Annotated in this window: 21 protein-coding genes and 4 pseudogenes; 16 read left to right on the forward strand and 9 right to left on the reverse strand. The window is 63.9% G+C overall.

The window, feature by feature from the left end:
• Positions 1-16: 16 nt before the first annotated feature.
• The 5 genes and pseudogenes from ACQCST_RS05830 to ACQCST_RS05850 all read left to right on the forward strand — a co-directional run bounded on the left by ACQCST_RS05830 (position 17) and on the right by ACQCST_RS05850 (position 6,070).
• A complete protein-coding gene (locus ACQCST_RS05830; RefSeq protein ID WP_426998366.1) occupies positions 17-1,519 on the forward strand; it encodes a CoA-acylating methylmalonate-semialdehyde dehydrogenase in 1,503 nt (500 codons plus the stop codon).
• Between the two features lie 78 nt (positions 1,520-1,597).
• Positions 1,598-2,509, forward strand: coding sequence for a sugar phosphate isomerase/epimerase family protein (locus tag ACQCST_RS05835; protein ID WP_426998367.1), 912 nt, complete (start codon positions 1,598-1,600; stop codon positions 2,507-2,509).
• 49 nt (positions 2,510-2,558) lie between these two features.
• On the forward strand, positions 2,559-3,572 hold the full coding sequence (locus ACQCST_RS05840; RefSeq protein ID WP_426998368.1) for a Gfo/Idh/MocA family protein: 1,014 nt from the start codon (positions 2,559-2,561) through the stop codon (positions 3,570-3,572).
• Positions 3,573-3,685: 113 nt separating this feature from the next.
• Positions 3,686-4,563, forward strand: a pseudogene (locus ACQCST_RS05845) (sugar phosphate isomerase/epimerase family protein).
• Positions 4,564-4,594: 31 nt separating this feature from the next.
• On the forward strand, positions 4,595-6,070 hold the full coding sequence (locus tag ACQCST_RS05850; protein WP_426998369.1) for a sugar porter family MFS transporter: 1,476 nt from the start codon (positions 4,595-4,597) through the stop codon (positions 6,068-6,070).
• Positions 6,071-6,096: 26 nt separating this feature from the next.
• Here ACQCST_RS05850 and ACQCST_RS05855 read toward each other — a convergent pair whose 3' ends face one another.
• The 3 genes from ACQCST_RS05855 to ACQCST_RS05865 are packed head-to-tail and all read right to left on the reverse strand — an operon-like array spanning position 6,097 to position 9,198.
• Positions 6,097-6,885 (reverse strand): SDR family oxidoreductase, encoded by a 789-nt coding sequence (locus ACQCST_RS05855; protein WP_426998370.1) that lies wholly within the window; start codon positions 6,883-6,885, stop codon positions 6,097-6,099.
• Entirely contained in the window at positions 6,886-7,959 is a 1,074-nt protein-coding gene (iolG, locus tag ACQCST_RS05860) for an inositol 2-dehydrogenase (RefSeq protein WP_426998371.1), read from the reverse strand.
• Positions 7,960-7,962: 3 nt separating this feature from the next.
• Entirely contained in the window at positions 7,963-9,198 is a 1,236-nt protein-coding gene (locus ACQCST_RS05865; RefSeq protein ID WP_426998372.1) for a phytanoyl-CoA dioxygenase family protein, read from the reverse strand.
• A gap of 131 nt (positions 9,199-9,329) precedes the next feature.
• Here ACQCST_RS05865 and ACQCST_RS05870 point away from each other — a divergent pair, with 131 nt between their 5' ends.
• Entirely contained in the window at positions 9,330-10,355 is a 1,026-nt protein-coding gene (locus ACQCST_RS05870) for a LacI family DNA-binding transcriptional regulator (protein WP_426998373.1), read from the forward strand.
• A 48-nt stretch (positions 10,356-10,403) separates the two neighbouring features.
• On the opposite strand, the gene ACQCST_RS05875 is transcribed toward ACQCST_RS05870, so the two are convergent.
• Positions 10,404-10,853 carry a MarR family winged helix-turn-helix transcriptional regulator gene (locus tag ACQCST_RS05875; RefSeq protein WP_426998374.1) on the reverse strand — a complete coding sequence of 150 codons (450 nt, stop codon included), beginning with the start codon at positions 10,851-10,853 and terminating at the stop codon, positions 10,404-10,406.
• 174 nt (positions 10,854-11,027) lie between these two features.
• Here ACQCST_RS05875 and ACQCST_RS05880 point away from each other — a divergent pair.
• From ACQCST_RS05880 to ACQCST_RS05895, 4 genes and pseudogenes are all read left to right on the forward strand, one after another.
• Positions 11,028-11,450 (forward strand): annotated as a pseudogene (locus tag ACQCST_RS05880) (MFS transporter); the annotation flags it as partial.
• Between the two features lie 163 nt (positions 11,451-11,613).
• Positions 11,614-11,736: pseudogene (locus ACQCST_RS05885) on the forward strand (transposase); the annotation flags it as partial.
• Between the two features lie 130 nt (positions 11,737-11,866).
• On the forward strand, positions 11,867-12,343 hold the full coding sequence (locus ACQCST_RS05890; RefSeq protein WP_426998375.1) for an iron chaperone: 477 nt from the start codon (positions 11,867-11,869) through the stop codon (positions 12,341-12,343).
• 92 nt (positions 12,344-12,435) lie between these two features.
• A pseudogene (locus tag ACQCST_RS05895) lies at positions 12,436-12,582 on the forward strand (IS982 family transposase); the annotation flags it as partial.
• A gap of 189 nt (positions 12,583-12,771) precedes the next feature.
• Here the strand turns inward: ACQCST_RS05895 and iolB are convergent.
• Both iolB and ACQCST_RS05905 read right to left on the reverse strand, forming a co-directional pair.
• Positions 12,772-13,671 (reverse strand): 5-deoxy-glucuronate isomerase, encoded by a 900-nt coding sequence (iolB, locus tag ACQCST_RS05900; RefSeq protein ID WP_426999086.1) that lies wholly within the window; start codon positions 13,669-13,671, stop codon positions 12,772-12,774.
• Positions 13,672-13,743: 72 nt separating this feature from the next.
• Complete coding sequence (locus ACQCST_RS05905; RefSeq protein WP_426998376.1) at positions 13,744-14,484, reverse strand: GntR family transcriptional regulator; 741 nt, start codon at positions 14,482-14,484, stop codon at positions 13,744-13,746.
• A gap of 321 nt (positions 14,485-14,805) precedes the next feature.
• Between ACQCST_RS05905 and ACQCST_RS05910 the strand changes: the two genes are divergently transcribed.
• The 3 genes from ACQCST_RS05910 to ACQCST_RS05920 are packed head-to-tail and all read left to right on the forward strand — an operon-like array spanning position 14,806 to position 17,837.
• A complete protein-coding gene (locus ACQCST_RS05910; protein WP_426998377.1) occupies positions 14,806-15,807 on the forward strand; it encodes a substrate-binding domain-containing protein in 1,002 nt (333 codons plus the stop codon).
• A 52-nt stretch (positions 15,808-15,859) separates the two neighbouring features.
• Positions 15,860-16,915, forward strand: coding sequence for an ABC transporter permease (locus ACQCST_RS05915; protein ID WP_426998378.1), 1,056 nt, complete (start codon positions 15,860-15,862; stop codon positions 16,913-16,915).
• A gap of 13 nt (positions 16,916-16,928) precedes the next feature.
• Positions 16,929-17,837 (forward strand): ATP-binding cassette domain-containing protein, encoded by a 909-nt coding sequence (locus tag ACQCST_RS05920; RefSeq protein ID WP_426998379.1) that lies wholly within the window; start codon positions 16,929-16,931, stop codon positions 17,835-17,837.
• A gap of 28 nt (positions 17,838-17,865) precedes the next feature.
• On the opposite strand, the gene ACQCST_RS05925 is transcribed toward ACQCST_RS05920, so the two are convergent.
• Positions 17,866-18,909, reverse strand: coding sequence for a LacI family DNA-binding transcriptional regulator (locus ACQCST_RS05925; RefSeq protein ID WP_426998380.1), 1,044 nt, complete (start codon positions 18,907-18,909; stop codon positions 17,866-17,868).
• 157 nt (positions 18,910-19,066) lie between these two features.
• On the opposite strand from ACQCST_RS05925, the gene ACQCST_RS05930 reads away from it, so the two are divergent.
• Positions 19,067-20,089: a Gfo/Idh/MocA family oxidoreductase gene (locus tag ACQCST_RS05930; protein WP_426998381.1), complete on the forward strand. Its 1,023-nt coding sequence runs from the start codon at positions 19,067-19,069 to the stop codon at positions 20,087-20,089.
• Here ACQCST_RS05930 and ACQCST_RS05935 read toward each other — a convergent pair.
• Positions 20,051-20,998: a gamma-glutamyl-gamma-aminobutyrate hydrolase family protein gene (locus ACQCST_RS05935; protein ID WP_426998382.1), complete on the reverse strand. Its 948-nt coding sequence runs from the start codon at positions 20,996-20,998 to the stop codon at positions 20,051-20,053. The genes ACQCST_RS05930 and ACQCST_RS05935 overlap by 39 nt on opposite strands.
• A 40-nt stretch (positions 20,999-21,038) precedes the next feature.
• Between ACQCST_RS05935 and ACQCST_RS05940 the strand changes: the two genes are divergently transcribed.
• On the forward strand, positions 21,039-21,599 hold the full coding sequence (locus ACQCST_RS05940; protein ID WP_426998383.1) for a polyketide cyclase / dehydrase and lipid transport: 561 nt from the start codon (positions 21,039-21,041) through the stop codon (positions 21,597-21,599).
• Between the two features lie 9 nt (positions 21,600-21,608).
• Complete coding sequence (locus ACQCST_RS05945) at positions 21,609-22,742, forward strand: LOG family protein (RefSeq protein ID WP_426998384.1); 1,134 nt, start codon at positions 21,609-21,611, stop codon at positions 22,740-22,742.
• Positions 22,743-22,761: 19 nt separating this feature from the next.
• Here ACQCST_RS05945 and ACQCST_RS05950 read toward each other — a convergent pair whose 3' ends face one another.
• On the reverse strand, positions 22,762-24,075 hold the full coding sequence (locus ACQCST_RS05950; protein WP_426998385.1) for a LuxR C-terminal-related transcriptional regulator: 1,314 nt from the start codon (positions 24,073-24,075) through the stop codon (positions 22,762-22,764).
• Positions 24,076-24,188 lie beyond the last annotated feature (113 nt).

Here is a 24,188-nt window from a genome sequence, read left to right on the forward strand (position 1 = left end):
ACCAAGGACTTTGATCATGACAACCGTGACCACCATCAACCATTTCATCAACGGTGCCGAGACTGCCGGTGCGGGCAACAACACCCAGCCCGTCTACAACCCGGCCACCGGCGCCGTCTCCGCGGAGCTGCGGCTGGCCAACCGTGCGGATCTGGACGCCACCGTGGCAGCCGCCCGCGCCGCCGCCGATTCCTGGGGCGACATCTCCCTTGCCAAGCGCACCGCCGTACTGTTCAAGTTCCGTGAACTCGTCGCAGCCCATGTTGATGAGTTGGCGGCGCTGATCACCGCGGAGCACGGCAAGGTCCTCTCCGATGCCAAGGGTGAGATCGGCCGCGGCATTGAGGTCATCGAGTTTGCCTGCGGCATCCCGCAGCTGCTCAAGGGTGACTATTCGGACCAGGTATCCACCGGGATTGACGTCTTCTCCTTCCGCGAGCCACTCGGTGTGGTTGCCGGCATCACGCCCTTCAATTTTCCCGTGATGGTGCCGCTGTGGATGGCTCCCATGGCCATCGCCGCCGGCAACGCCTTTATCCTCAAGCCTTCCGAGCGGGACCCGTCCGCCTCGATGCTGCTGGCCAAGCTCTGGAAGGACGCAGGGCTGCCAGACGGCGTCTTCCAGGTCCTGCACGGCGGCAAGGAAACGGTGGACGGACTGCTGACCCACCCCGACGTTGATGGCATTTCCTTCGTCGGTTCAACCCCGATCGCCCAGTACGTGCACGAGACCGCCACCAAACACGGCAAGCGCGTCCAAGCGCTTGGCGGGGCCAAGAACCACGCGATCATCATGCCCGACGCCGATCTGGACAATGCTGCCGATCACCTCGCTGCCGCTGCCTTCGGTTCCGCAGGCGAACGCTGCATGGCCATCTCCGTGGCCGTCGCGGTAGGCGATGCCGCCGAGCTGCTGGTCAAGAAGGTGGAAGAGCGTGCTCTGGCCGTGAAGGTGAACAACGGCACGGAGCCTGACGCCGAAATGGGCCCGGTCATCACACCGGCATCCAAGGAACGTATCGTCAGGATCGTCACCGAGGCTGAGCAGGCCGGCGCCGCGATGGTGGTGGACGGCCGCGAGCTGGTGGTCCCGGGCCACGAGGACGGCTTCTGGGTTGGCCCCACGGTTATTGACCACGTCAAGGCCGAGATGACCGCCTACACCGAGGAAATCTTCGGGCCGGTGCTGGTTGTTGTCCGGGTGCAGGACCTGGACGAAGGCATTGCGCTGATCAACGCCAACCCCTACGGCAACGGCACAGCCATCTTCACCTCCTCCGGCGCCAATGCCCGCAAGTTCCAGCGCTCCGTGACCGTGGGCATGATCGGCATCAACGTGCCGCTCCCGGTGCCGGTGGCCTACCATTCCTTCGGCGGCTGGAAAGCCTCGATGTTCGGCGACAAGCACATCTACGGTCCCGAGGGCGTCTCCTTCTACACCCGCGGCAAGGTAGTCACCTCCCGCTGGCCGGAACCGACCCACGCCTCGGGCGCCTCCTACAACTTCCCGTCCAACTAGTTCATCGATTGCTCCGTAAATGCCGTTTTGAGCGTCCACAAGGGCACGTACGGAGCAATCGACGCAAAGGAAACCCAAATGATTGAAAACAAGCTGATCATCGGAACCGCGCCGGACTCGTGGGGTGTCTGGTTCGCCGACGACCCCAAGCAGACCCCGTGGGAGCGGTTCCTCGACGAAGTGGCCGAATCCGGCTACAAGTGGATCGAACTCGGCCCGTACGGCTATCTGCCCAATGACCCGGCACGCCTGGCCGAGGAGCTCAAACAGCGCGACCTCAAGGTCACAGCCGGAACCGTTTTCACCGCCTTCCACCGTGGAGCAGGTCAATACGAAGAAGCCTGGGAACCCGCCCGAAAGGTTGCCGAGCTGACCGCTGCCATGGGCGGTGAACACATCGTGGTCATCCCGGCCATGTGGCGCGACGACGTCACGGGTGAAGCTGTGGAAAGCGGCCAGCTGGACCAGCAGCAGTGGAGCGATCTCTTTGCCGGGCACAACAAGATGGGGCAGGTGCTCCTCGAGGACTTCGGCCTGAAGCAGCAGTTCCACTCCCACGCAGACTCGCATGTAGGCGCGCAGGCTGACATTGAGCACCTCCTGGCGGAAACCGATCCGCGGTACCTGAACCTGTGCCTGGATACCGGCCATGCCGAATACTGCGGGGCATCCAGCCTGGATCTGATCCGAAAGTACCCGGAACGGATCGGTTATCTGCACCTGAAGCAGATCAACCCGGAGATCCTGGCCAAGGTCAGCGAGGAAAACATGACCTGGGCCGCGGCCAACCTGGCCGGAGTGATGACCGAGCCGCCCAACGGGCTGCCGGACCTCCGCGCCGTCATCGAGGCTGTGGAAGGGCTGAACAGGCCTATCTTCGGCATCGTTGAGCAGGACATGTACCCGGTGGCATTCGACGTTCCGATGCCGATCGCCCAGCGGACCCGCAACTACCTGCTCTCCTGCGGCTCCCGCACGTCCGTCAACTAGCCCTTTTCAGCAAGCACGCCTCAGTAAGCCAAGACCAAAGGAAAGAACCATGACTGAAACCCTTCGCGTAGCTGTCATCGGCGCCGGCCGGATGGGTGCTGACCATATCCAACGCCTCAGCAGGCGCATCCACGGTGCTGAAGTGGCCGCCGTCGTCGACGTCGACGTTGCGCGCGCGCAGGCTGCCATCGAAGGTATCCCTGGCGCTGTTGCGCTCGCGGATGCCGAGGAGGCGCTTGACAACGGCGACGTCAACGCCGTCCTTATTGCCACTCCGGGTTTCCTTCACGAGGACATCCTGCTCAAGGCGATTGCCAGGAACATTCCCATCCTGTGCGAGAAGCCGATGACTCCGGACGCCCAGTCATCGTGGAAGATTGTGCAGGCCGAGGAAAGGCTGGGCCGCAAACGCATCCAGGTGGGCTTCATGCGCCGCTTTGATGCCGAATACATGGCGCTGGGTTCCGTGATCCGTGAGGGCGGGCTGGGCGAGCTGCTGATGCTGCACCACCAGCACCGCAATCCGAGCACCCCCGCGGGCTTCACCAACGAGATGCTCATCAACGACTCCGTGGTGCACGAGTTCGACGCCATCCGCTTCTTCACCGGCGAGGAAATCACCAGCGTCCAGGTCCGGCTCGGCAAAGCCACCAGGAACGCACCGGCCGGCCAGCGCGATCCCCAGCACGTCCTGATCGAAACCGAGTCCGGCGTCCTGGCCGACGTCGAGATCTACGTGAACGCGAAATTCGGCTACGAGGTGGCCACCCAGGCCTCCTTCGAGGACGGCATCGTGAACATCGGCGGCGACCAGGGGCCTTACACCCGCAGCGCCGGCCGCTGGGGCGGCAACATCACCCCCGGCTTCGAAGAGCGTTTCGGTGCGGCGTACGACGTCGAAATTCAGTCATGGGTGGACGCCGCCCTTCGCGGCGAGATCGGCGGCCCCACCGCCTGGGACGGTTATGCCACCGCAGCCTGCTGCGAAGCCGGCGTCGAGGCGCAGAAGAACGGCGAAAAGGTTGCCGTGAAGCTGAACGCCAAGCCTGCCCTGTACAAATAGGGAAATGCCGCACAGCTGAAGAAAAGCTGCACAACATAGGAAAAAAGCGGAGGGGGCGGAAGCGATTCCGTCCCCTCCGGTGTTCCACAACTGACCACAATGGAGTGACCTCTGTGAAAATTGCTCTCGACCCCACACCGTTCCACCACAGCCACAGCCACAGCCTGCTGGAGTTCCCCCAGGTTGTTGCCGATCTGGGCTACAAGTACATGCAGTTGACTCCGCACGCGGACTTCATCCCGTTTTACAACCATCCCAAGCGGACGACGAACTGGTGGGCCAGCTCAAGAAGGCCAGCCGTGATGCAGGAATCGAAATCGCCTCAGTGCTGCCGGTGCTGCGGTGGTCCGGCCCGGACGAGGACGCTAGCGAAGCGGCTGTCCGCTACTGGAAGCGGGCCATCCGGATCACGGTGGACCTCGGTGTCGGAACCATGAACACCGAGTTCAGCGGCCGTCCGGAAAAAGCCGAAGAATCCGAGCGTGCCTTCTACCGCTCGATGGAAGAGCTGCTGCCCATCATCGAACGCGAAGGGATCGATCTGCTGATCGACCCCCACCCGGACGACTTCGTGGAAGAGGGCCTGGCCGCCACCCGGGTAATCCGCGGGCTGAACTCCAAGAACGCGGGCCCGGTCTACGTGGCCTCGCACAGCTTCCACATGAAGAACGCGCCGCTGGACATCATGCGCGCCGCCGGGGATAAGCTCCGGCTGGTGCATGTGGCGGACACCATGGACCAGCACGCCTCGCACGGGCTGCGCTACATCACCAACCCGCCCGGCAACCCGGTCCGGGTGCACCAGCACCTGAAGACCGGCGACGGCGACGTCAACTGGAACGAATTTTTCGGCGGACTGAAGGAGATCGGCTTCCTGGACCGCGACGACACCGTTATGGTCTCGAGCGTGTTCGCAGAAGACGACAATGCGGCCGAAGTCTCCCGGTACCAGCTCGCCACGATCGGCGATCACGTCGCCGCGGTCAAGTAGCGGCGGAAGCATGAAGCGACCCGAAGGAACCATGACCAAATCTCCCGGAATACAAACCCCTGACGTACCAACCGCCGCGCCCAGCACCGGACCGCGAGCGGTGCCTGGAGCCGTGGCGTCCAACCCGAAGAAATTCATGCGCCGGGTGGCGCTGTTCTCCACCTTCGGCGGTTTGCTGTTCGGTTATGACACCGGCGTCATCAACGGCGCCCTGCCGTTTATGCAAAGGGACTTAGGGCTGTCGCCGCTCACTGAGGGACTGGTCACCTCCACGCTCCTGTTCGGTGCCGCGTTCGGTGCCATCAGTGCAGGCCGGCTCTCGGACCGCTACGGTCGCCGCCGGACCATCATGGGCCTGGCCCTCATTTTTGCCGTGGCGACTATCGCCTGCTCCATCGCACCCAGCACGGAACTGCTCATCGCAGCCCGGACTTTTCTGGGCCTGGCGGTGGGCGGGGCTTCCGTGATTGTCCCCGTGTACCTGGCCGAGATGTCTCCGGCAGCCCAGCGCGGGCGGATCGTTACGCAGAACGAGCTGATGATCGTCACCGGCCAGTTCCTGGCTTTCACCTTCAATGCCGTCCTGGGCAATGTTTTCCCGGAATCGATGCACGTGTGGCGCTGGATGCTGGTCATTGCCACCTTGCCTGCCGTCATTCTGTGGTTTGGCATGCTGGTGCTGCCGGAGAGCCCACGCTGGCTGGCGTCGGCAGGGCGCTTCGGTGAAGTCCTGGAGGTGCTCCGCCGCACCCGTGCCGCCGGTGATGTCTCCAGCGAATTTGACGAAGTCCGGCAGGCAGCACGGGAAGACTACCAATCCAGGCTGGGAACAGTGAAGGACCTGAACGTCCCCTGGATTCGACGGATTTTCGTAGTGGGGCTCGGCATGGCGGTGATCAACCAGATCAGCGGAGTCAACGCCATCATGTACTACGGCACCACCATTCTGTCCTCGTCCGGATTCGGCGAGCAGGGTGCGTTGCTGGCCAATGTCCTCAACGGCGTCACCTCCGTGGTCGCCGTGATCGCCGGTATGTACCTGATGACCAGAGTGGCCCGGAAAACGATGCTGGTCTTCGGACTGTGCGGGACGGCGTCCTCGCTCCTGGCCATCGCGATTATTTCGCTGGCCGTACCGGAAGGGCTGCTCCGGGCCTATCTGGTGCTGCTGTTTATGGTGACGTTCCTGGCGCCGATGCAGGCCTGCATCGGCACCGTGACGTGGCTGACCATGTCCGAGATTTTCCCGCTGCACGTCCGTGGTGTGGCGATGGGCATCTGCGTCTTTGTTCTCTGGATGATCAACTTCCTGATCGGCTTCTTCTTCCCGCAGCTGGTCTCCTGGATAGGAGTGTCCGCGACCTTCCTGATCTTTGTGGTCCTGCAGGGGTTCGCGATCGTCTGGGTGAAGCGGGTTGTTCCGGAGACAAGGGGCAAGAGCCTTGAAGAGCTGGAGCAGCTCTTCAAGGCCCGAGCCGGAATCAGTAAAGCGACCGCCCAGTTGTAGACGTCCGCTCAGTCATGGGCGTCCGCTCAGTCATGGGCGCCGGGGATTGCCTGATCCCAGTCGATGACGGAGCCGGTCACCACGCCGCTGCGGGCGGAGAGCAGGAACACCACAAAGTCCGCGATCTCGTCCGGCTGCCCCAGCTTGCCCATGGGGACCGTGGCGTTGGCTTTCTCCAGCCAGTCATCCCCGGCATTGTGGAAACGGCGCTGGATGGAATCCTCACCCTCGGTGGCGGCCCAGCCGATGTTGAGCCCGTTGATCCGGATCCTGTCCCAGCGGTGGGCATGCGCTGCATTCTTGGTCAGGCCGATCAGCCCGGCCTTGGAGGCCACGTACGGGGCAAGGTATGGCTGGCCGCCGTGCGCGGACATGGTGATGATGTTGACGATGCCGCCGGGCGCACCGCGTTCCTTCAGATGCCGGATGGTTTCCTGCATCACGAAGAAGGGAGCCTTGAGGTTCACGTTCAGGTGCTCCTCCAGCAGCTCGGGCGTCGTGTCCAGCATGGTGCCGCGCGTGGTCAGGCCCGCAGCATTGACGGCGCAGTCGATCTGCCCAAAGTGCGCGACGGCGTCTGTCACAGTCCGCCCGGCCAGTTCAGCCCGGGTGAGGTCCACCGTGAGGAACACCGCCTTGCTGCCCAGCGCTTCGAGCCCGGCAACCACGGCCGCGCCTGCGGTTTCGTTGCGGCCGGTGATGGCGATGCCAGCGGCGCCCTGGGCCGCGGCGGCCCCCGCGACGGCGGCACCCACGCCCTGGGTGCCGCCGCTGACCAGCAGATACTTGCCGTCAAGCAATTTCTCGAATCCCACTCAGATCGCTCCTTCAATAGTGCTTTTGGTGTTTTTCCCGAAAGTGTTAGCGTCCAGATCCACCGGAACGGTGCGTCCGGTGGCAGCCGATTCTCCGGCGGCCTCGGCCAGCACCAGGGCGGCCACGCCGTCATCGATGCCCGGCCTGCAGCTGCCGCCGGACCGGACCGCGCTGACGAAGTGGTCAAGTTCCAGACGGTAGGCGGCCGAGTAGCGCTCCAGGAAGAACGGCTCGTAGGGAACGCCCTGCTCGACGGCGTCGGCCGCGTACTTGCGGACGGTGTTGGGTGAAATATTGCCCGCCTGCAGCATCCCCGCGCTGCCGAAGGCCTCCAGCCGCTGGTCGTAACCGTAGGCACTGTGCCGGGAGTTCGTGATAGTCACCAGCTCACCGCCCCTGCCGCGCAGCGTGACGACGGCGGAATCGTAGTCGCCGGCGTCCCTGATGTAGTCGCAGAAGACAGTGGAGCCGTGGGCCGTGACCTCCACGATGTCCGGCACAAAGAACCTGGCCATGTCCAGATCATGGATGCTCATGTCCCGGAAGATGCCGCCCGAGCTCCGGATGTACGCCTCCGGGGCCGGTGCCGGATCGCGGCTGATGATGGTGAGCTGCTCAAGCGTACCGATTTCCCCTGCCTCCACGCGCTCGCGGACGCTGGCGAAAGCCGGGTCAAAGCGGCGGTTGAAGCCGAGCATGACCGTCGGACCGCCGTCGGACGCCTGATCCTTCAGGCTGTTCCGGCACTGCCGGGCCCGCTCCAGATCCAGATCCACGGGTTTTTCGCACAGAACCGCCAGCCGGTGTTCGGCGGCGGAGCGAATCAGTTCCACGTGCGTGTCGGTAGGGGAGCAGACCACGACGGCGTCCAGCGAGCCATCCGCAAAAACTTCCGCGCCCGACGCCGTGGCCCGGGCCCCATACAGGGCGGCCAGTTCCTGTGCCCCGGCGATAAACGGGTCGGCAATCCACACGAGGTCAACGCCCGGGTGCTGCCCGAGGTTCGCCGCATGGACCCGGCCGATCCGGCCGGATCCGAACAGTGCGACGCGCAATTTTTCCGTGGCAACCATGGGTCAGTTTCCTTCCGTCAGCCGGCGCCGCTGCTGGGATTCCAGTTCAGTTTCTAAATCGGCTGCCGACATCCCGGAGTCAAGCGCCTTCCAGAGGAGCTCGGCCTGGGCTTCCGGTGCCATGCCGCCGATCGGCTGGTCGCGGTCCAGGTTGGTGGGAAAGCTGTAGCCCTCCGCTGACACCGCAATTACGTTGCGCAGCATGCGCTCGCCGGCGCCGGCTTCCTGCAGTTTTTGGAGCTCGGGGTAGATGGCCCTGGATATCGCGGTGCGGTCCACGGATTCCATGGCGCGGCCGAAAGCCGAGGAGACCTGCAGCAGGTTGGCCATCCGGCGGATGCCTGCGGACCTGTTGGTTCCCGCGCCATGGAAAACGGCAGGATTGAAGAAGGCGGCGTCGCCCTTTTCAAGCGGCAGCTGGACGTGGTTCTGCTGGAAGTAGGCCGTGAACTCCGGGTCATGGAAGCCGATGTACCCGGCGTCGTATTTGTGGGAGTGCGGAAGGTAGAGGGTGGGGCCGGACTCCAGCGGCATGTCGCACTGCGCCACAGCGCCCTGCAGCGTCAGGGCAGGGGACAGCAGATGGATGTGCGCCGGGTAGCGCTGCGCCTCTTCGCTGGACATAAAGCCCAGATGGTAATCCCGGTGGGAGGTCTGCGCCTTGCCGCCAGGGTTGACCACGTTGATTTGCGATGTGACCTGGTAGTTGGGTCCGAGCCAGGCCTCGGAAATGAGGGCCAGGACGTCGTTGGCGTAGTACTCGGAATAGACGGCAGGGTTGCTGAGCGCGAGCTTGTCCAGCGCACCCCAGACGCGGTCATTGGCACCGGGCTTGGCAAAGTGATCGCCGCCGGCCACGCCGTTGGCCTTTTGGGCTTCGATGAGCTCGTTGAAAGCATGCGTGGCGCGGTCCACGACGGCGGTGTCCTGGAAGGCGCCCTTGAAGACCACGATGCCCGGGCCGGTGGTGAGCGCCCGGATCAATTCGGCCTGGACATCAGCCCGCTCCTCAGACGACCCGAGGTAACCGCGGACACGGTTGCCATAGATCAGGACGTTGCTTTCCACGGCGTCCGCATAGGCATAGTCCTCCAACCTCGTCTCTTTGCCGACAACGGCAATGAAGTCATCCAGGGCGCAGCTGGCGGTGCTGAACCACTGACGGGAAGGGGGCTGACGGGAGGGCCCTGGATGGGAAGGCGGACAGGAAGCGTGCTTCGCGGCGGGAACGGCGGTCATGGCTGCTTTCTCCTCTTCGAGACTGCTGAACTGCTGAACTGTTTGGCTTGCTAACAGTTTGGTTGAGGCGGCAGAGCGAAGACAAGAGTAATATCCATCAGAAACCCATCAGAAATACATCAGGAGAGACGATGAGCCGGCTTTTTTCCGTCCGCGAGATAGCGCGCCAGGCCGGGGTCAGCGATGCCACGGTGGATCGCGTGCTGCATGGCCGTGGCGGCGTACGGCACAGTACCGCCGCCCAGGTACGGCAGGCCATCAAGGATCTGGAGGCTCAGGGAGCACAGCTGGCACTGAGCGGGCGGCGGTTCATGATCGACGTCGTCGTTGATGCGCCGGAGCGGTTCCAACGCGAAGTCCGGAAAGCCCTCGAGACGGAGCTTCCGCTGCTTGCCCCGGCGGTCTTCCGTGCCCGCTTCCAGCTGCATGAGCGCTGGAACGCCGCGGCCTGCGTGGCTGAACTGGACCGGATCCTTGTCCGCGGAAGCCAGGGCGTGATTCTCAAGGCCCCGGATGTTCCCGAAATTTCGGCTGCCGTGGACCGGCTTGCCCAGGCCGGCATCCCCGTGGTCACCCTCGTGACGGACCTGCCGGCAAGCCGCCGGACCGCCTACGTCGGCATGGACAACCGTGCCGCGGGCGCGACTGCCGCCTATCTGATCAGCCAGTGGCTGGGGGGATCGCCGGGGTCAGTGGCTGTTACGGTCAGCAACGATTTCTTCCGCGGTGAGGAGGAGCGCGAAATGGGATTCCGGGGAGCCATGCGGTCCATGGCCGTGGCCCGGCGGGTGGAGTACCTGCCGGGGAGTGACGGTCTTGATGCGACCGTACGGGATCTGCTGGGGACGCTGCTCGACACAGACCCTTCGCTGTCCGCGGTCTACTCGATCGGCGGCGGAAACAAAGGGATTGTGGCGGCCTTCCATGCCGCAGGGAGAGCGCCGGCAGTGTTCATCGGCCATGATCTTTACCCGGACAATATTGAGCTGCTGAGGGCCGGGCGGCTCAATGCCGTGCTGCACCATGATTTCCGGTACGACGTCCGGAAATGCTGCCGGATTATCATGCAGGCCCACGGGGCATTGGCCGGGCACGATGGCACGGAGGTGTCCAAGATCGACGTCGTAACTCGCTTTAACATCCCCGTCGGGTACTGATGCCGGGCACTGATGCAGCGGCACTGATGCCGGGCCTTGGCAACGCGCCTAGACTGTGGCGTGCAGCTTCGGAAGTGCGGCCACCAGCGGCGCGAGTTCCGGGACATCCTGCGCTTCGCCGAGGGCCCGTTCCAGCGTCGAGTCGTGGATGGGGCGGACCTCTTCCAGCAGCTTGACGCCGGCTGCAGTCAGTTCCGTGTAGATGCCACGGCGATCGTCGGCACAGAGAATCCGGGTGAGGAGCGCCCGGTCTTCGAGCCGGTTCACCAAGCGGGTGGTCGCGCTTGGGCTCAGCGCGGTGGCGCGGGCCAGCTGCTGCATACGCATATGCCAGCCGTCCTGCCGGCTGAGCGCATCCAGCACGGTGTACTCCACCACGGACAGCTGCGCTCCAGCCTGCAGCGATCTTTCCAGCTCCCCTTCGATCAGGCCATGCAGCGACGCGAGCGTCCGCCAGCCTTGTGCCCGCACTTCAACGGCGTCGTCCTTGATGCCCATAACCTGTTTCCTCCTCCAGCGTGCCCGGCAGCCGTGACAACCACTATGAAACGGGACACATCCAATATTTAGTTGCTTGCGCGCTGTAACTGCTTGTGCAACAATAAATAACGCGTCTGCAACTACTAGCTTACGCGTCATACATCATTTCGTATAGTTTTGACGGAGCGTTCCATGCCTATTGGTCTGATAGCCCTCGCCCTCGCCCTCGGCGGCTTCGGCATCGGACTCACAGAGTTCGTCATCATGGGCCTCCTGCCCGAAGTGACCGCGGACTTCCAAGTCAGCGAGGCCACGGCCGGCTGGCTGATCTCCGGATACGCACTCGCCGTTGTGGTGGGCGCACTGGTGCTCACCGCGGCGGTGACGCGGCTCGAGCGCAAGCCCGTACTGGCTGTGCTCCTGGTGTTGTTCATTGCCGGCAACCTCATCTCGGCCCTGGCTCCGGATTACTGGATGATGATGATCGGCCGGATCGTCGCCGCCCTGGCCCACGGTGCGTTCTTCGGCATCGGTGCGGTGGTGGCTGCTGACATGGTGGCCCCCACCAAGAAGGCCGGTGCCATCGCCATCATGTTCACCAGGCTGACCGCTGCGGCGGCAATCGATGGCCTCGGGCGGGACGGACGTACCGGCCCGCACCCGGGTGGATTCAACGGCTAGGAAGACTACCGCTCAGGCGAAGGCCAAGCGGACTAGTGCTTCTCCCGTTGTCTCAGCAGACCACTAGATGTAGCGTCAGGGCACGGTCCGCCATGGCTTCCCGAAGACGCTCCGCGAGTTCCGGCTCACCTTCACGGACGATGACGCCTGCGCGCGCTACCTCGCCGTCTGCCGCTGGCCGGACGGGTTCCGCTGCCCGAAGTGCGGGCACGGCCGGGCCTAGTACCGATGGCGGCCGGGCTCTGGCAGTGCGCCGCGCCGTCGTGCCGCCGTGAAGGACTTGACCGAATACGCTCCCTAACATTAAGACTAAGGTCGTTCGCATCAGATCGCGCAGAAAGGAACCTGCAATGAAAGACACCCAAACTTCCGCCAAGAGCACCACCGCTAGCGATAAGAAGATCGAGGGATTCACGGACGAGGAACGAGGCGCGATGAAGGAGCGCGCCAAAGAGCTGAAGGCGGCTGCGCGCCGCGGCCCGCGCGCGGACAAGGCGGACGGGGAAAGCGCCGTGCTCGCGAAGATCGCCGAGATGCCGGAACCGGATCGCGCCATGGGCGAGCGGCTCCATGCTGTCATCAAAGCCAGCGCGCCAGCCCTCTCGCCGAGACTCTGGTACGGGATGCCCGCGTACGCCAAGGACGGCAAGGTAGTCTGCTTCTTCCAAAGCGCGCAGAAGTTCAAAACCAGGTACGCGACACTCGGCTTCAGCGACTCGGCGAACCTCGACGAGGGCGCCATGTGGCCGACCGCCTTCGCTCTGACGGAGTTGACGGCCGCCGCCGAGGCAAGGATCGGCGCGCTCGTGAAGAAGGCGGCGAGCTGAGGACTGATCGCACCATTGGCCCCCGACCCAGATGACCGAGTCCGACCGCGTGGGAGATGTTAATTGAAGACGGAGGGTGCTAAACCGCGTGTGTGAAAACCGACCGCACCACCCTCCTGACCCCACTTTACGTCTATCTCGATGAACATGTCCTGCCCGTACTGGGCTGGTCGTGTGCCCGGATCCAGGGACGGAAACCGGCCCTGAGCGACGCCGAGCTGCTGTGCCTGGCCTCAGCTTCCGGCACTACCTGATCAGCACCCTCGACGGCATGCCCCGAGGGGTGTCGGCGACCCATGGTTCAGATCCGTCTCGGTCAAGCGACACGAGATTCCTGAACGTGCACCACCAGCGGGGGTCCGCGTCGGGGTCGTAGAGGACTATCAGGTGACCTCCGGTCACGCAGGCAGCCAGAGCCGACCAGCGGACTAGCCGAAGGGCAGGCGGGGATCCAGGTCCTGGCCTTCCCAAGTCTGGCGGACCCAGCCATGGTGGGGGTCGTCACTGATGAGCCAGTCACGAACGCGGCCGGGCCCGGCCATGACATTGAGGTAGTACATGTCGTAGCCGGGCGCCGCCATGGCGGGTCCGTGCCAGCCATAAGGGACGAGCACCACGTCGCCGGTGCGGACCTCGGCGGAAACATCGATGGGCCGCTCGTCCGAGGCGTAGACCCGCTGGTATCCGATCGCGTCGGCATCCGCGGCGGGGCCTGCTGAGCCGGGCACGGCGGCTACCTGCGTTTCGAAGTAGTAGATCTCCTCGAGATGCGTTTCGCCCTCTTTTTCCTCATCATGCTTGTGTGGGGGATACGAGGACCAGTTGCCGGCCGGGGTGATGACTTCACACACGATGAAGCGGTCGGCTTCAAGGGCAGCCGGGGTGCCGAAGTTGTGGACCTGGCGTGAGCAGTTGCCGGCGCCCCGCAGTTCCACGGGTGTTTCAGCGGACGTGATGAGCCGGGTGGGGTACGAGGCCCGGGCCGGAGCAGTAGCGATAGCTACCCTCCCGCCGTCGGGCGAGCTGACAGTGACGGCCTTGCCGATACCCGAATACAGCACATCACTGGGGCCGCTGAAGACGCCGGCACGGCCGGCAAGCTGATATTCCTCGCCGTCAACGGTGACGGTGAAGGCACCGCTGAGCGGGATCACGATCCGCTCCTCGCCGGCAGCGGGAAGTTCGACGGCGGCACCGGCGGCCAGCGTGGCCACCTTCAGCCCGGTGTATGCCCAGCCGTCCATCTGGAGGGCAGAGTCTGCAGTTCCGAGCGAAACGTCCCAGCTGCCTTCGGCAGCGGATCCCAGCGGGTATACCCAATCGGCCATGAATTTTTCTCTTTCGGTCAGTGTCTGCGTAGGCATCTGCGTTCGCTACGTCTTCATGCGGGCGTCCGGCAATCAGCGCTGGACCAGCGTCATTTCAAAACTGTAGGAATCCGCGCGATAGACATGGTGACCCGTCTCCACATTGCGGCCGGTGTCATCCACGGCGGTCCGCTCCATGGTGACCAGCGCCGAACCCACTTCGGTCTCAAGCAAGGGGGCCTGGTAATCGTTGGCCACCATGGCGCCGATCCGCTGCGAGGCCAGCCGGAAGTTGACACCGCCCTTGCGAAGAATCCCGTAGAGCCCCTGGGCCCCCAGGAGCGCTTCGTCAATGGTGGTGATGTCGTCCCGGACCCAGTTCTCCATGAGGGCCAGCGGCTTGCCGGCTACTTTCCGCAGCCTGGTGAAGTGGTAGACCTTGGACCCCGGAGCCAGGTGAAGCGCCTCCAGAGTGGCTGCATCGGCCTCAATGTGGGAGAAGCTCAGCACGTCAGTGGTGGGCTTGCTGCCGTTGTTGCTGAGGTCGTCGTAGAGGCTGGAGAGTTCAAGCGGGCGCCGGACCTGGCTGGACACAACCTGGGTGCCCACGCCGCGTTTCCGGACCAGTAGCCCGGACCTGACCAGTTCATCCATGGCCTTTCGCATGGTGGGGCGTGACAGGTTCAGCTGCGCAGCAAGGTCGATTTCGTTGTCCAGCCGGCTGCCAGGCGTGAGAGCTCCGGTATGTATTGCGGCCTCGATGCCCTGGACCACCTGGTGGTAAAGGGGCACAGGTGAGGAGCGATCGATACTGAGATTGAGTTGATTCGCCAATGAGCTCTCCCTTGCTCCAAAGGAAGCCCGCAGTATGTGGGCTACCAGCAGATGTCCGGCATATGTTCGCTTGATAGGACATACTGCCTTTTTGTTGATGATAGCAGGACGGAATCTTTCGGCAAAGGGTGACGGGTTGTGCTTTTGTAAGCCGGGGACTGCCGTGTCCTGAACCCTCCGTGGGCAGCGCTAGGTGAAAACATCCTAATGTCAGGACAAACTATTGACAATTGTGAGCCGAGTCACCATGATCTCTATAGGAGGCTTAAGGAATGCAGCGATGTGGCTGCAACCAAGGCCCGAAATCAAAGGAGATTTATCGTGACGAAGTTCTCTTGGCGGAAAGCGGCGCTGGTGGCTGCCGTTGTTCCAATGCTGGCATTGAGTGCGTGTTCCAGCACCGGCGGCAAGCCGGCCGACTCGGGCAACGCCGGCGGAGGCGGACAGGCCGCCAGCACCCCCCGGATCAAGATCGCCATGGTCACCCACGCCGGGCCCGGGGACACCTTCTGGGATATTGTCCGCCGGGGCGCCGAAGAGGCCGCGGCGAAGGACAACGTGGAGTTGCTCTACACCTCGGATCCGGAAGGCGGCCGCCAGGCCCAGCTGATCCAGCAGGCCATCGACCAGAAAGTTGACGGCATCGCCGTTACCCTCGCGAAGCCGGACGCTCTCAAGGACGTGCTGAAGAAGGCCACGGATGCCGGAATTCCGGTGGTCAGCCTCAACGCCGGCGAATCCGTCTCCGCGCAGCTGGGTGCCTTCACCCACTTCGGGTCCAACGAAAAGGTCGCCGGAGCAGCTGTCGGTTCCCAGCTTAATACTCTCGGACTTAAGCATCCCATCTGCGTCATCCACGAGCAGGGGAACGTGTCGCTGGAAGCCCGCTGCGCCGGTGTCAAGGAGAAAGTCCCCGGAACCGAGATCCTCTACGTTCCGGGAACGGACATGACCCAGGTGTCCTCCACCGTGACCGCCAAGCTGCAGAGCGCTGCGGGGGTCGACGCGGTCATCGGCCTGGGCGCTCCGTTCACCCTGACCATGGTCAAGGCCGTGGAATCCCTGAACCTGAAAGACAAAATCAAGGTGGTGTCCTTCGACCTGAACAGTGAACTGAACCAGGCCATCATTGACGGCAAGGTCGTCTTCACCGTGGACCAGCAGCCATGGCTGCAGGGGTATGGGGCCATTGATGCCCTCTGGCAGAACAAGCGCGGCGGCTTCAAGATCGGCGGCGGCCAGCCCGTTCTGACCGGCCCCGCGATCGTCGATAAATCAAACGCGGCCGATGTCCTCAAATTCGCCAAGGAAGGCATCCGCTAACAGCCCGCTGGCCGGGCCGGCTAACGCCGGCCCGGCAGCAAGGAGAATTATCATGACCATCACCCAGACAAAGACAAAGACAAAGTCATCGGCGCCCGATGAACGCGTCGGAACGCGCAACCCGCTCCAAAAGCTGCTTGGCCGTCCTGAGGTTGGGGCGCTCGTTGGAGCCATCGTCCTGTTTATCTTTTTCGCGGCCGTCTCGCAGACTTTCATCCAGCCCAACGCCATCGCAACCGTCCTCTATGGCAGCTCAACCATCGGCATCATGGCCGTGGGAGTATCGCTGCTGATGATCGGCGGTGAGTTCGACCTCTCCACCGGTGTGGCCGTCATCAGCTCCGCCCTCACGGCGTCCATGTTCAGCTGGTACTTCAGCACCAATGTGTGGGTCGGCGTCGCACTGGCGCTCGTTGTCTCGCTGTCCATCGGCTTCATCAACGGCTGGATCCTGATCAAGACCAAGCTGCCCAGCTTCATCGTCACCCTGGCCAGCTTCCTGATGCTGACCGGAATGAACCTGGGACTGACCCGCCTGATCGGCGGTTCGGTATCCTCCCCGTCGATTTCCACGATGGACGGGTACAAGTCTGCCCAGGCCGTTTTTGCTTCCTCGGTGACCATCGGGGGCGTCGACGTCAAGAACACCGTCTTTGTCTGGATCGCGCTCGTAGCTGTGGCCTCGTGGGTGCTGCTGCGCACCCGGGTGGGTAACTGGATCTTCGCCGTCGGCGGTGACTCCAACGCGGCCCGCGCCGTGGGTGTGCCGGTGACCAAGACCAAGATCGGCCTGTTCATGGGCGTGGGTTTCTGCGGCTGGATCCTGGGCATGCACAACCTGTTCGCCTTCGACTCCGTACAGTCCGGTGAAGGCGTTGGCAACGAATTCCTTTACATCATCGCCGCAGTGATCGGCGGCTGCCTGCTGACGGGCGGCTACGGCTCGGCCGTGGGAGGGGCGATCGGTGCCTTCATCTTCGGCATGGCCAACAAGGGCATCGTCTACGCCCAGTGGAACCCGGACTGGTTCAAGTTCTTCCTGGGCCTGATGCTGCTGCTGGCCACCATCGTCAACCTGATCGTCAAGCGCCGCGCGGAACTCAAGTAAAGGGGCTGAACTCATGAACGCCAAACAAATCGACCAGCAAACGCTGCTCAAGGACGAAAAAGACCCGCTGACCCACACGCCGGTGCACCTGCTGTCCCTCGACGGAGTCGGCAAGCACTACGGCAACATCATCGCGCTGAGTGATGTGACCCTGGCGGTGGACAACGGCCGGGTGACCTGCGTCCTGGGTGACAACGGTGCCGGGAAGTCCACCCTGATCAAGATCATCGCCGGCCTGCACCAGCATGACGCCGGAACCTTCAAGATCCTGGGCGAGGAACGGAAACTCAACAGCCCCCGCGAGGCGCTGGATGCCGGCATCGCCACCGTCTACCAGGACCTGGCCGTGGTCCCCCTGATGCCGATCTGGCGGAACTTCTTCCTCGGCTCCGAGCTGATCAGCGGCTTCGGCCCGTTCAAGAGCATGGATGTCCAAAAGATGAAGGACATCACCAAGAAGGAACTGGCCGAGATGGGCATCGACCTCCGCGACGTGGAGCAGCCCATCGGCCAGCTCTCCGGCGGTGAGCGCCAGTGCGTGGCGATCGCCCGGGCCGTGTACTTCGGTGCGAAGGTCCTCATCCTGGACGAGCCCACCGCCGCCCTGGGCGTGAAGCAGTCCGGTGTGGTGCTGCGGTACATCCTGCAGGCCCGCGACCGCGGGCTCGGCGTCGTCTTCATCACGCACAACCCGCACCATGCCTTCCCCGTGGGCGACCGGTTCCTGTTGCTCAAGCGCGGCAAGTCGATCGGCTACTACGAGAAGAAAGACATCACCCTGGACGAGCTGACCGCGCAGATGGCGGGCGGCGCCGAACTGGCAGAGCTCGCCCACGAGCTCGCGGAGCTGGGTGGCCACGGCGAGGTGGTCGAGGAAGTACAGGCCGAGCTGGCCGGAACCACCGGCAAACAGCCCGGGTAACATGGGTCCCGGCTGTTTCCGTGACGATCTACTGCTGGGGTCCGGGCGCCCCGGTGCTGCCCCGCACTTCCAAAGCGGGCGGCAGCAGCACGTCGGCCCGCGTTAGTGATTCCGGGTGTGCAGATCCCGGTGTCAAGCGGGCCACCAGCAGTTCAGCTGCCCGCTCGCCGGCAGCGAAACTTGCGGTGTCCACGCTGGTGAGGCTGATCCGGCGCAGCCTCGCCAGCGGAGTGTTGTCGTATCCGGCCACGGAGAGATCCGCCGGCACAGACAGGCCACGCTCCTCGGCGGCTGACATTACGCCGAGGGCCGCGACGTCGTTCACCGCAAACACGGCGGTGGGCCGGTCCGGCCCGGACAAAAGCTTCAGGCCCGCCCGGTAGCCGGCTTCCTCGGTGAGCTCACCCGGTTCTGTCCGGATGAAGCAGGCCAGGCCTGCGGCGACCATCTCCAGTTGGTAGCCCCGGCTGCGGGCAGCCCCCACCGCGGTGTTGGCGGCACCCACATGGGCGATCTTTCGGTGGCCCAGCGAGATCAGGTGGGCAGTCACCAGACGGGCGCCGGCGACGTCGTCGTTGCTTACGACCGTCACGTTGCCGCCCGGAAAAGCCGGAGCCCCCAGAAGTATGGTGGGAACCTGCGTGGTGGCAGCCGTCAGCCCGGTACTGTCCGGCATGGTCCCAACAAGGACCAGGCCGTCGATGTTCATTCCCAACAGTTTCTGAAGCAGTGATTCCCCGCCCCGGCTGTCCAAGCGGTAATCGCCCATGAGCATCTGCATTCCGTGGATGTTCAGTCGCGCATTGAGTCCCTCCACCGCACTGACGAACCACGGATTCCGCATGTCATTAAGCACAACGCCGACGGTCCGGCTGCGGGATTCGCTGAGTGCACGGGCGGCCGCATTGGGGCGGTAGGCGAGTTCCCGCACGGCCTGTTGCACGGCTATCCGCTTGGCCTCACTGACATAGCCGGTGCCCCGCAGCACAAGAGACACCACGGATTTGGAAACGCCCGCCAGAGCAGCGACGTCAAAGATCGTGGCAGCCCGCCTGCGCTCTGAAATGGTCACGGGTCCTCACTTTCCAAGCATTTGTCAGGACAAAGTATTGACGTCAGACAAGACATTCACCTACTCTAGCAAGTGAATGTTGGAACGCTCCAACATGGTGTCCCGCCGGTCCGGATGCCCTCTTCGCACGCACTCTTCGCACGCACTAAGGAGCAACATGAAGGACGTAACTCTCGGCTTGGTCGGGGTAGGACGCATCGGCGTGATGCACGCCAACAACATCGCGGCACTGAATGGCACCCTCAACGCACAAGGGATCAACGTCCGGCTCAAACTGACCGACGTGGCGGCGGAGCACGCGCGCGGCGTGGCGGCCGGGCTCGGTGCCGAGTTCCTGCCCTCCGTCGGTGAATTGATCAGCTCCGGCATAGACGGGCTGGTCATAGCCACAGGTACCGGCACCCATCCGGATCTGATCCGGGTGGGTGTCGATGCAGGAATTCCGGTCTTCTGTGAGAAACCCGTGGCCATGAATGTGGCTGACTCCGTGCCCGTACTGGACTACATCAGGAAAAACGGTGGAACGGTGCAGATCGGCCACCAACGGCGTTTTGATGCCGGGTATCTTGAGGCCAAGCGGTCCTTTGAAGCCGGCGAACTGGGCTGGATCCATTCATTGCGGGCAGTCACCTGCGACATGACGCCCCCGCCGGTGGAGTTCCTGGCGACGTCCGGTGGGTTGTTCCGGGACTGCTCCGTCCACGACTTCGATATTCTGCGATGGCTGACCGGGCGCGAAATTGTGGAGGTATACGCCAAGGGCTCCAACAACGGCGATCCGGCGATCGGTGAGGTGGGCGATGTGGACACCGCACTGGCGCTCGTGACCTTCGACGACGGCACCGTGGGTACGGTGTCGGCCACCCGCTACAACGGGGCAGGCCACGATGTCCGGCTCGAGATCCAGGGATCCCGGACATCAGTCATGGTGGGACTGGATGAGAAGACGGCCCTGGCCTCAGCCGAAGCAGGCATCACCTTCCCGTCCGGCGAACCGCACAAGACGTTCGCCGAACGCTTCGACCAGGCCTACCGCTCCGAAATGGCTGCGTTCGTGGAACTCATACAGGGCCAGCGTGAAAACCCCTGTACCCCGGACGACGCAGTGGCCGCTTCCCGGGTGGCCGACGCCGCCCAGCAGTCACTGGAAACCGGAGTCCCGGTCCGGGTGATTGGCTAGCCCGCTGGAAGCCGGATCCGGGTGGCCCAGCACTGCAGGCCCCGGCTGCATCGTCGCCTCAGCCGGCTGATTGGGTGCCGGCTGATTGGGTGCCGGCTGGTTGGGTGCCGGCCGACTGGAGTCGGCCCGTGTACGGCAGACCTCAACAAAAGCACTGAAGGGCGCCAGCCGTTCCTCCGCGGACAGCTCGATCGCTTCCGGGTGCCATTGGACCGAAGCCACCCAGCGGTCCGGATCCTCCAGCGCCTCTGCCGTGCCGTCCTCTGCAACGGCCGTCACCACCAGGCCCGCGGCCACGACGGCAACGGCCTGGTGGTGCCCGGAGGCGATCTTGACGGTGGCAGGGCGGGAGCCCGATCCGTAAAGTCCGGCCACCTTGGATCCTGCAGCGATGTCCACGGTGTGCCAGGCCCAGCCCGCAGTGCCGTTACCGGCTGCGGTCTCGCTATGGACCACCGTCCCTGGTGCCATGTCCTGGATCAAGGTGCCGCCGTAGATCACGTTGAGAAGCTGGTGCCCGCGGCAGATCCCCAGCAGCGGCAGCCCGGCGTCGATGCTCTGGCGTGCCACGGCAATATCCAGCTCGTCCTGGGCGCCGTTGACGTCGTAGCAGGCTTCGCCTGGCTCCTCGCCGTAGAGCCTCGGGTCCAGGTCCCCGCCGCCCGGAAGAACGACGCCGTCGAGCGCCTTGAGTTCTGCTGCCAGCCGGCCGCTGTGGGCACCGCTGTCACTACCGTTGTCAGCGGTGAGAAGCACCGGTTCGCCGCCGCCGTCGCAGACCAGTTCCACAATGTAGTCGAACAGATCATTGGCCGCGCCCACCCTGGGATCGGGATCAGCGTTGCTGCTGAGCCGGACGGGAATGCCGATCCGGGGCCTGCGGGTAACGGGGAAGGAAGAAATCTGCATGCTCAATTCTGCACCAGCTTGGAACGGCTAGGCTGGCCGGATGAATAACCGATACCTGGTGTCCCGCGAACGCTTCATCGCCGCATCTCCTCAGGAGATTTTCGAGGTGCTGGCCACGCCGGCCCTGCACAGCGTGATCGATGGCTCCGAGACCGTCAAGGAGGCGCAGCCACGGGGGCCGGAGCGGCTGCAGCTCGGCTCAAAGTTCGGCATGGAAATGAACATGAAAATGGACTACAAGATCCTCAACACCGTGTCCGAGTTCGAGGAAGGGCGCCGGATCGGCTGGCATCATTTCTACGGCCACGTGTGGCGGTACCTGCTGGTAGCAACAACGGACGACGCCGGTACTCCCGGAACACTGGTCACTGAGCAGTGGGACGCACGGCAGGTACGGGGAAAGTTCTTCCTGCGGCTTGCAGGGTACCTTCGCCGGCACCCTGCAAGCATCGAAAAGACGCTTGCCAAGCTGGATTGGCACCTGACCGGAACCGGGACAGGCGCTGGTCCCGGCACTGACCCTGACCCTGGCACTGAGGCCGGCCCGGGCACGGTGGTTGGCCCTGGCACTGAGGCTGGCCCGGGCACGGTGGCTGGTTAGGTTGTCGGCGTGAACCCCTCCGGCAGCCTGAACCCCAGCCCGCGGACCCTCGAAGTGCAGAGCGTGGCCAGCTTTGACCGGCTGGTCAGCGCCGGAGCGGAATCGATGCATGGCTGGCACGCCCAGTCGTTGGACCTGCGCGGCAGAACCCGGGCGCTGGATGCCATGGAGGCGCAGGGGGCGATCTTCCTCGGGTGCACGTTCGATCCCGGCGTGGAGGAATCGCTCCGCGGCCGGGGCGCACTCATTTTCCCCAGGCTGGACGGTATCCCCTTTGATCCCTACCGCGGGCAGCTCTACACTCCGCAGGAGCTCTATGCCGGGATTGACGGAGCGTCCTATGAGGACCTTCCCGACGCCCGCACGTATCAGTGGAGCATCCGTCCCGGCCAGCGGCACCGCCTCGATGCGACTCTGGCCGCAGCCCTCCACGACCACTCGATCGGCGATGCGCTTGAGGAATTGACGCAGTCCGCGCTCTGTGCGGAACGCACCATGGTGGGTGTAATGGGGGGTCATGCGGCGCAGCGTGGCTCAGCGGAATTCGCGCAGGCAGCGACTCTGGGCAGGCTCTTAGCCCAAAGCGGCCGGATGGTGGCCACTGGCGGCGGACCGGGGGCCATGGAAGCCGCCAACATGGGCGCCTACCTCAGTGCAGCCGGCGATGACGACTTCCGGCAAGCACTGGCCGGACTGGCGGCCGTCCCGGGGTTCCGCCCCTCGGTGTCCGCGTGGGCGCGGGCCGCTGCCGCCGTCGTCGGGCGTTATCCCGGTGGAACACCGTCCCTGGGGATCCCCACCTGGTTCTACGGTCATGAGCCGCCCAACTACTTTGCCACGCACATTGCCAAGTACTTCGCCAACGCCGTTCGCGAGGCCATTCTGCTGGAGCTCTGCAACGGCGGCATCATTTTCCTGCCCGGAGCCGCAGGAACGGTTCAGGAAATCTTCCAGGACGCCTGCGAAAATTACTACAGCACGCCGGAAACCATAAGGCCCATGGTGCTGGTGGGCCGGGCCCACTGGGAACACACCTACCCAGCATGGCCCATGCTGAAAAGCCTGGCGACAGGTAAAGCCATGGCGGGCCGGATCTTCCTGGTGGATACCGTAGAGGAAGCAGCGGACATCCTCGCCGGTTAGCTGCGGCGATCCTTGACTGTTACCGGATGCCGGCGTCGCGTGCAAGGGTGATGGCCTCGGCGCGGGACGAGACCCCCATTTTCCTGAAGACGTTCCTGACGTGGAATTTCACCGTGTTTTCCGTGATGCCCAGACCGATGGATATGGTCCTGTTCCGTTTGCCTTCGGTCAGTAGCTGAAGAACCTCCAGCTCCCTCCGGGCCAAGTGCCAGGTATTCGCGTCGGTGACGGGCCGGGACGGAGGGTCAAGCGGCATGACCACTGAGACGTCCGATCCCCATCCGGGCATGGCGCTGACTGCCATTCTCCCGCCAAGGGCGGCAACACGTTGGTTTACCCGCTGGAAACCGGCTGCCCCGCCGGACAGCTGGCCGGCACCGTCGTCCCGGACGTTGATCAGAAGGTTTTCGCCGTCGCAGTCCCACTGCACCCGAACCCTTTCAATCCGCGGCTGTTCAACCATGGCGAGGGTCAGTCCTCTGACCACGGCACGGGCCGCGTGGGCTATCTCGCCAGGAAGGGCCCTGCCGCCGGCGGGGGGTTCGACAAACTGGACGTCGATGCCGCTGAACCGGACCAGTGGGCGGAGGTCATCCTTCAGCCGTTCGAATGCGCTGGCAACCGGCTCCTCAATCATCGATATGGTCCTGTCGCTCGCCGTCCGCAGCTGGACGAGTGCAGCGGCTGCCAGATCGGTCACGGCCCTGCGTGCCGCTGCATCATCCAGCGTTGCCGATCTCAGCGCGGCGAGCAGCGTCTCCAAAGTTGTTGAATGCTGATCCGTCAGTTCTGCGGTGATCCGGGCCCGTTCGGCCGAAGCTGCCCTGGATTCAACGAGATAGGCCGGCGGGGCCTCGGACACCTTCTCCCTGATCCGCAAGGCCGTCAGGCGCCACAGCTGCCCAAGCAGACCAACGCCTGCCTCACGGCTGGCCACCGAGGCCGACGGGAATGCCGGCTCCGTCAGTACCAGCATGGCGTTGGTTTCAGACAAGGAGGCAAACACCGTCCGCAATTCCCCGGCGATCAGCGCCTCGCCCTCAAACGGTTCCGGATACACCAGCATCGAACGAAGGCTGTCCAGCTCCCCGATGGTTACGCGGGCAATGACTGACTCATCGCCGGCTTTCTTCTGCGGCCGGCCGGTGCATTCTTCGGTGAAGATCACTAACGCGCTGTGTCCGACGTAGGGTTGCGCGGCCCGATGGAGCCGCTCAGCCATGTCCATCAGGGGTGATGCCATCAATGCGCTCACGGCCTCAAACCATGGTTCGGAATATCGCAGCAATTCATCAAGCGGTGCGTCCAGCGGGCTGGGCTTAGTGGGGGTCATGGCAGGAAGTCTAAAGGACGGGTGAGGGCGAAACTACCCAAACGGGTAGGAGAGACCGTCAGGTTTGGGGGTTACCACCACCCTTTCGATCGACAAGGCTTGTTTCTGACGAG

Origin of the sequence: Pseudarthrobacter sp. N5, assembly GCF_050157035.1 — a bacterium.
Lineage (GTDB): Bacteria > Actinomycetota > Actinomycetes > Actinomycetales > Micrococcaceae > Arthrobacter.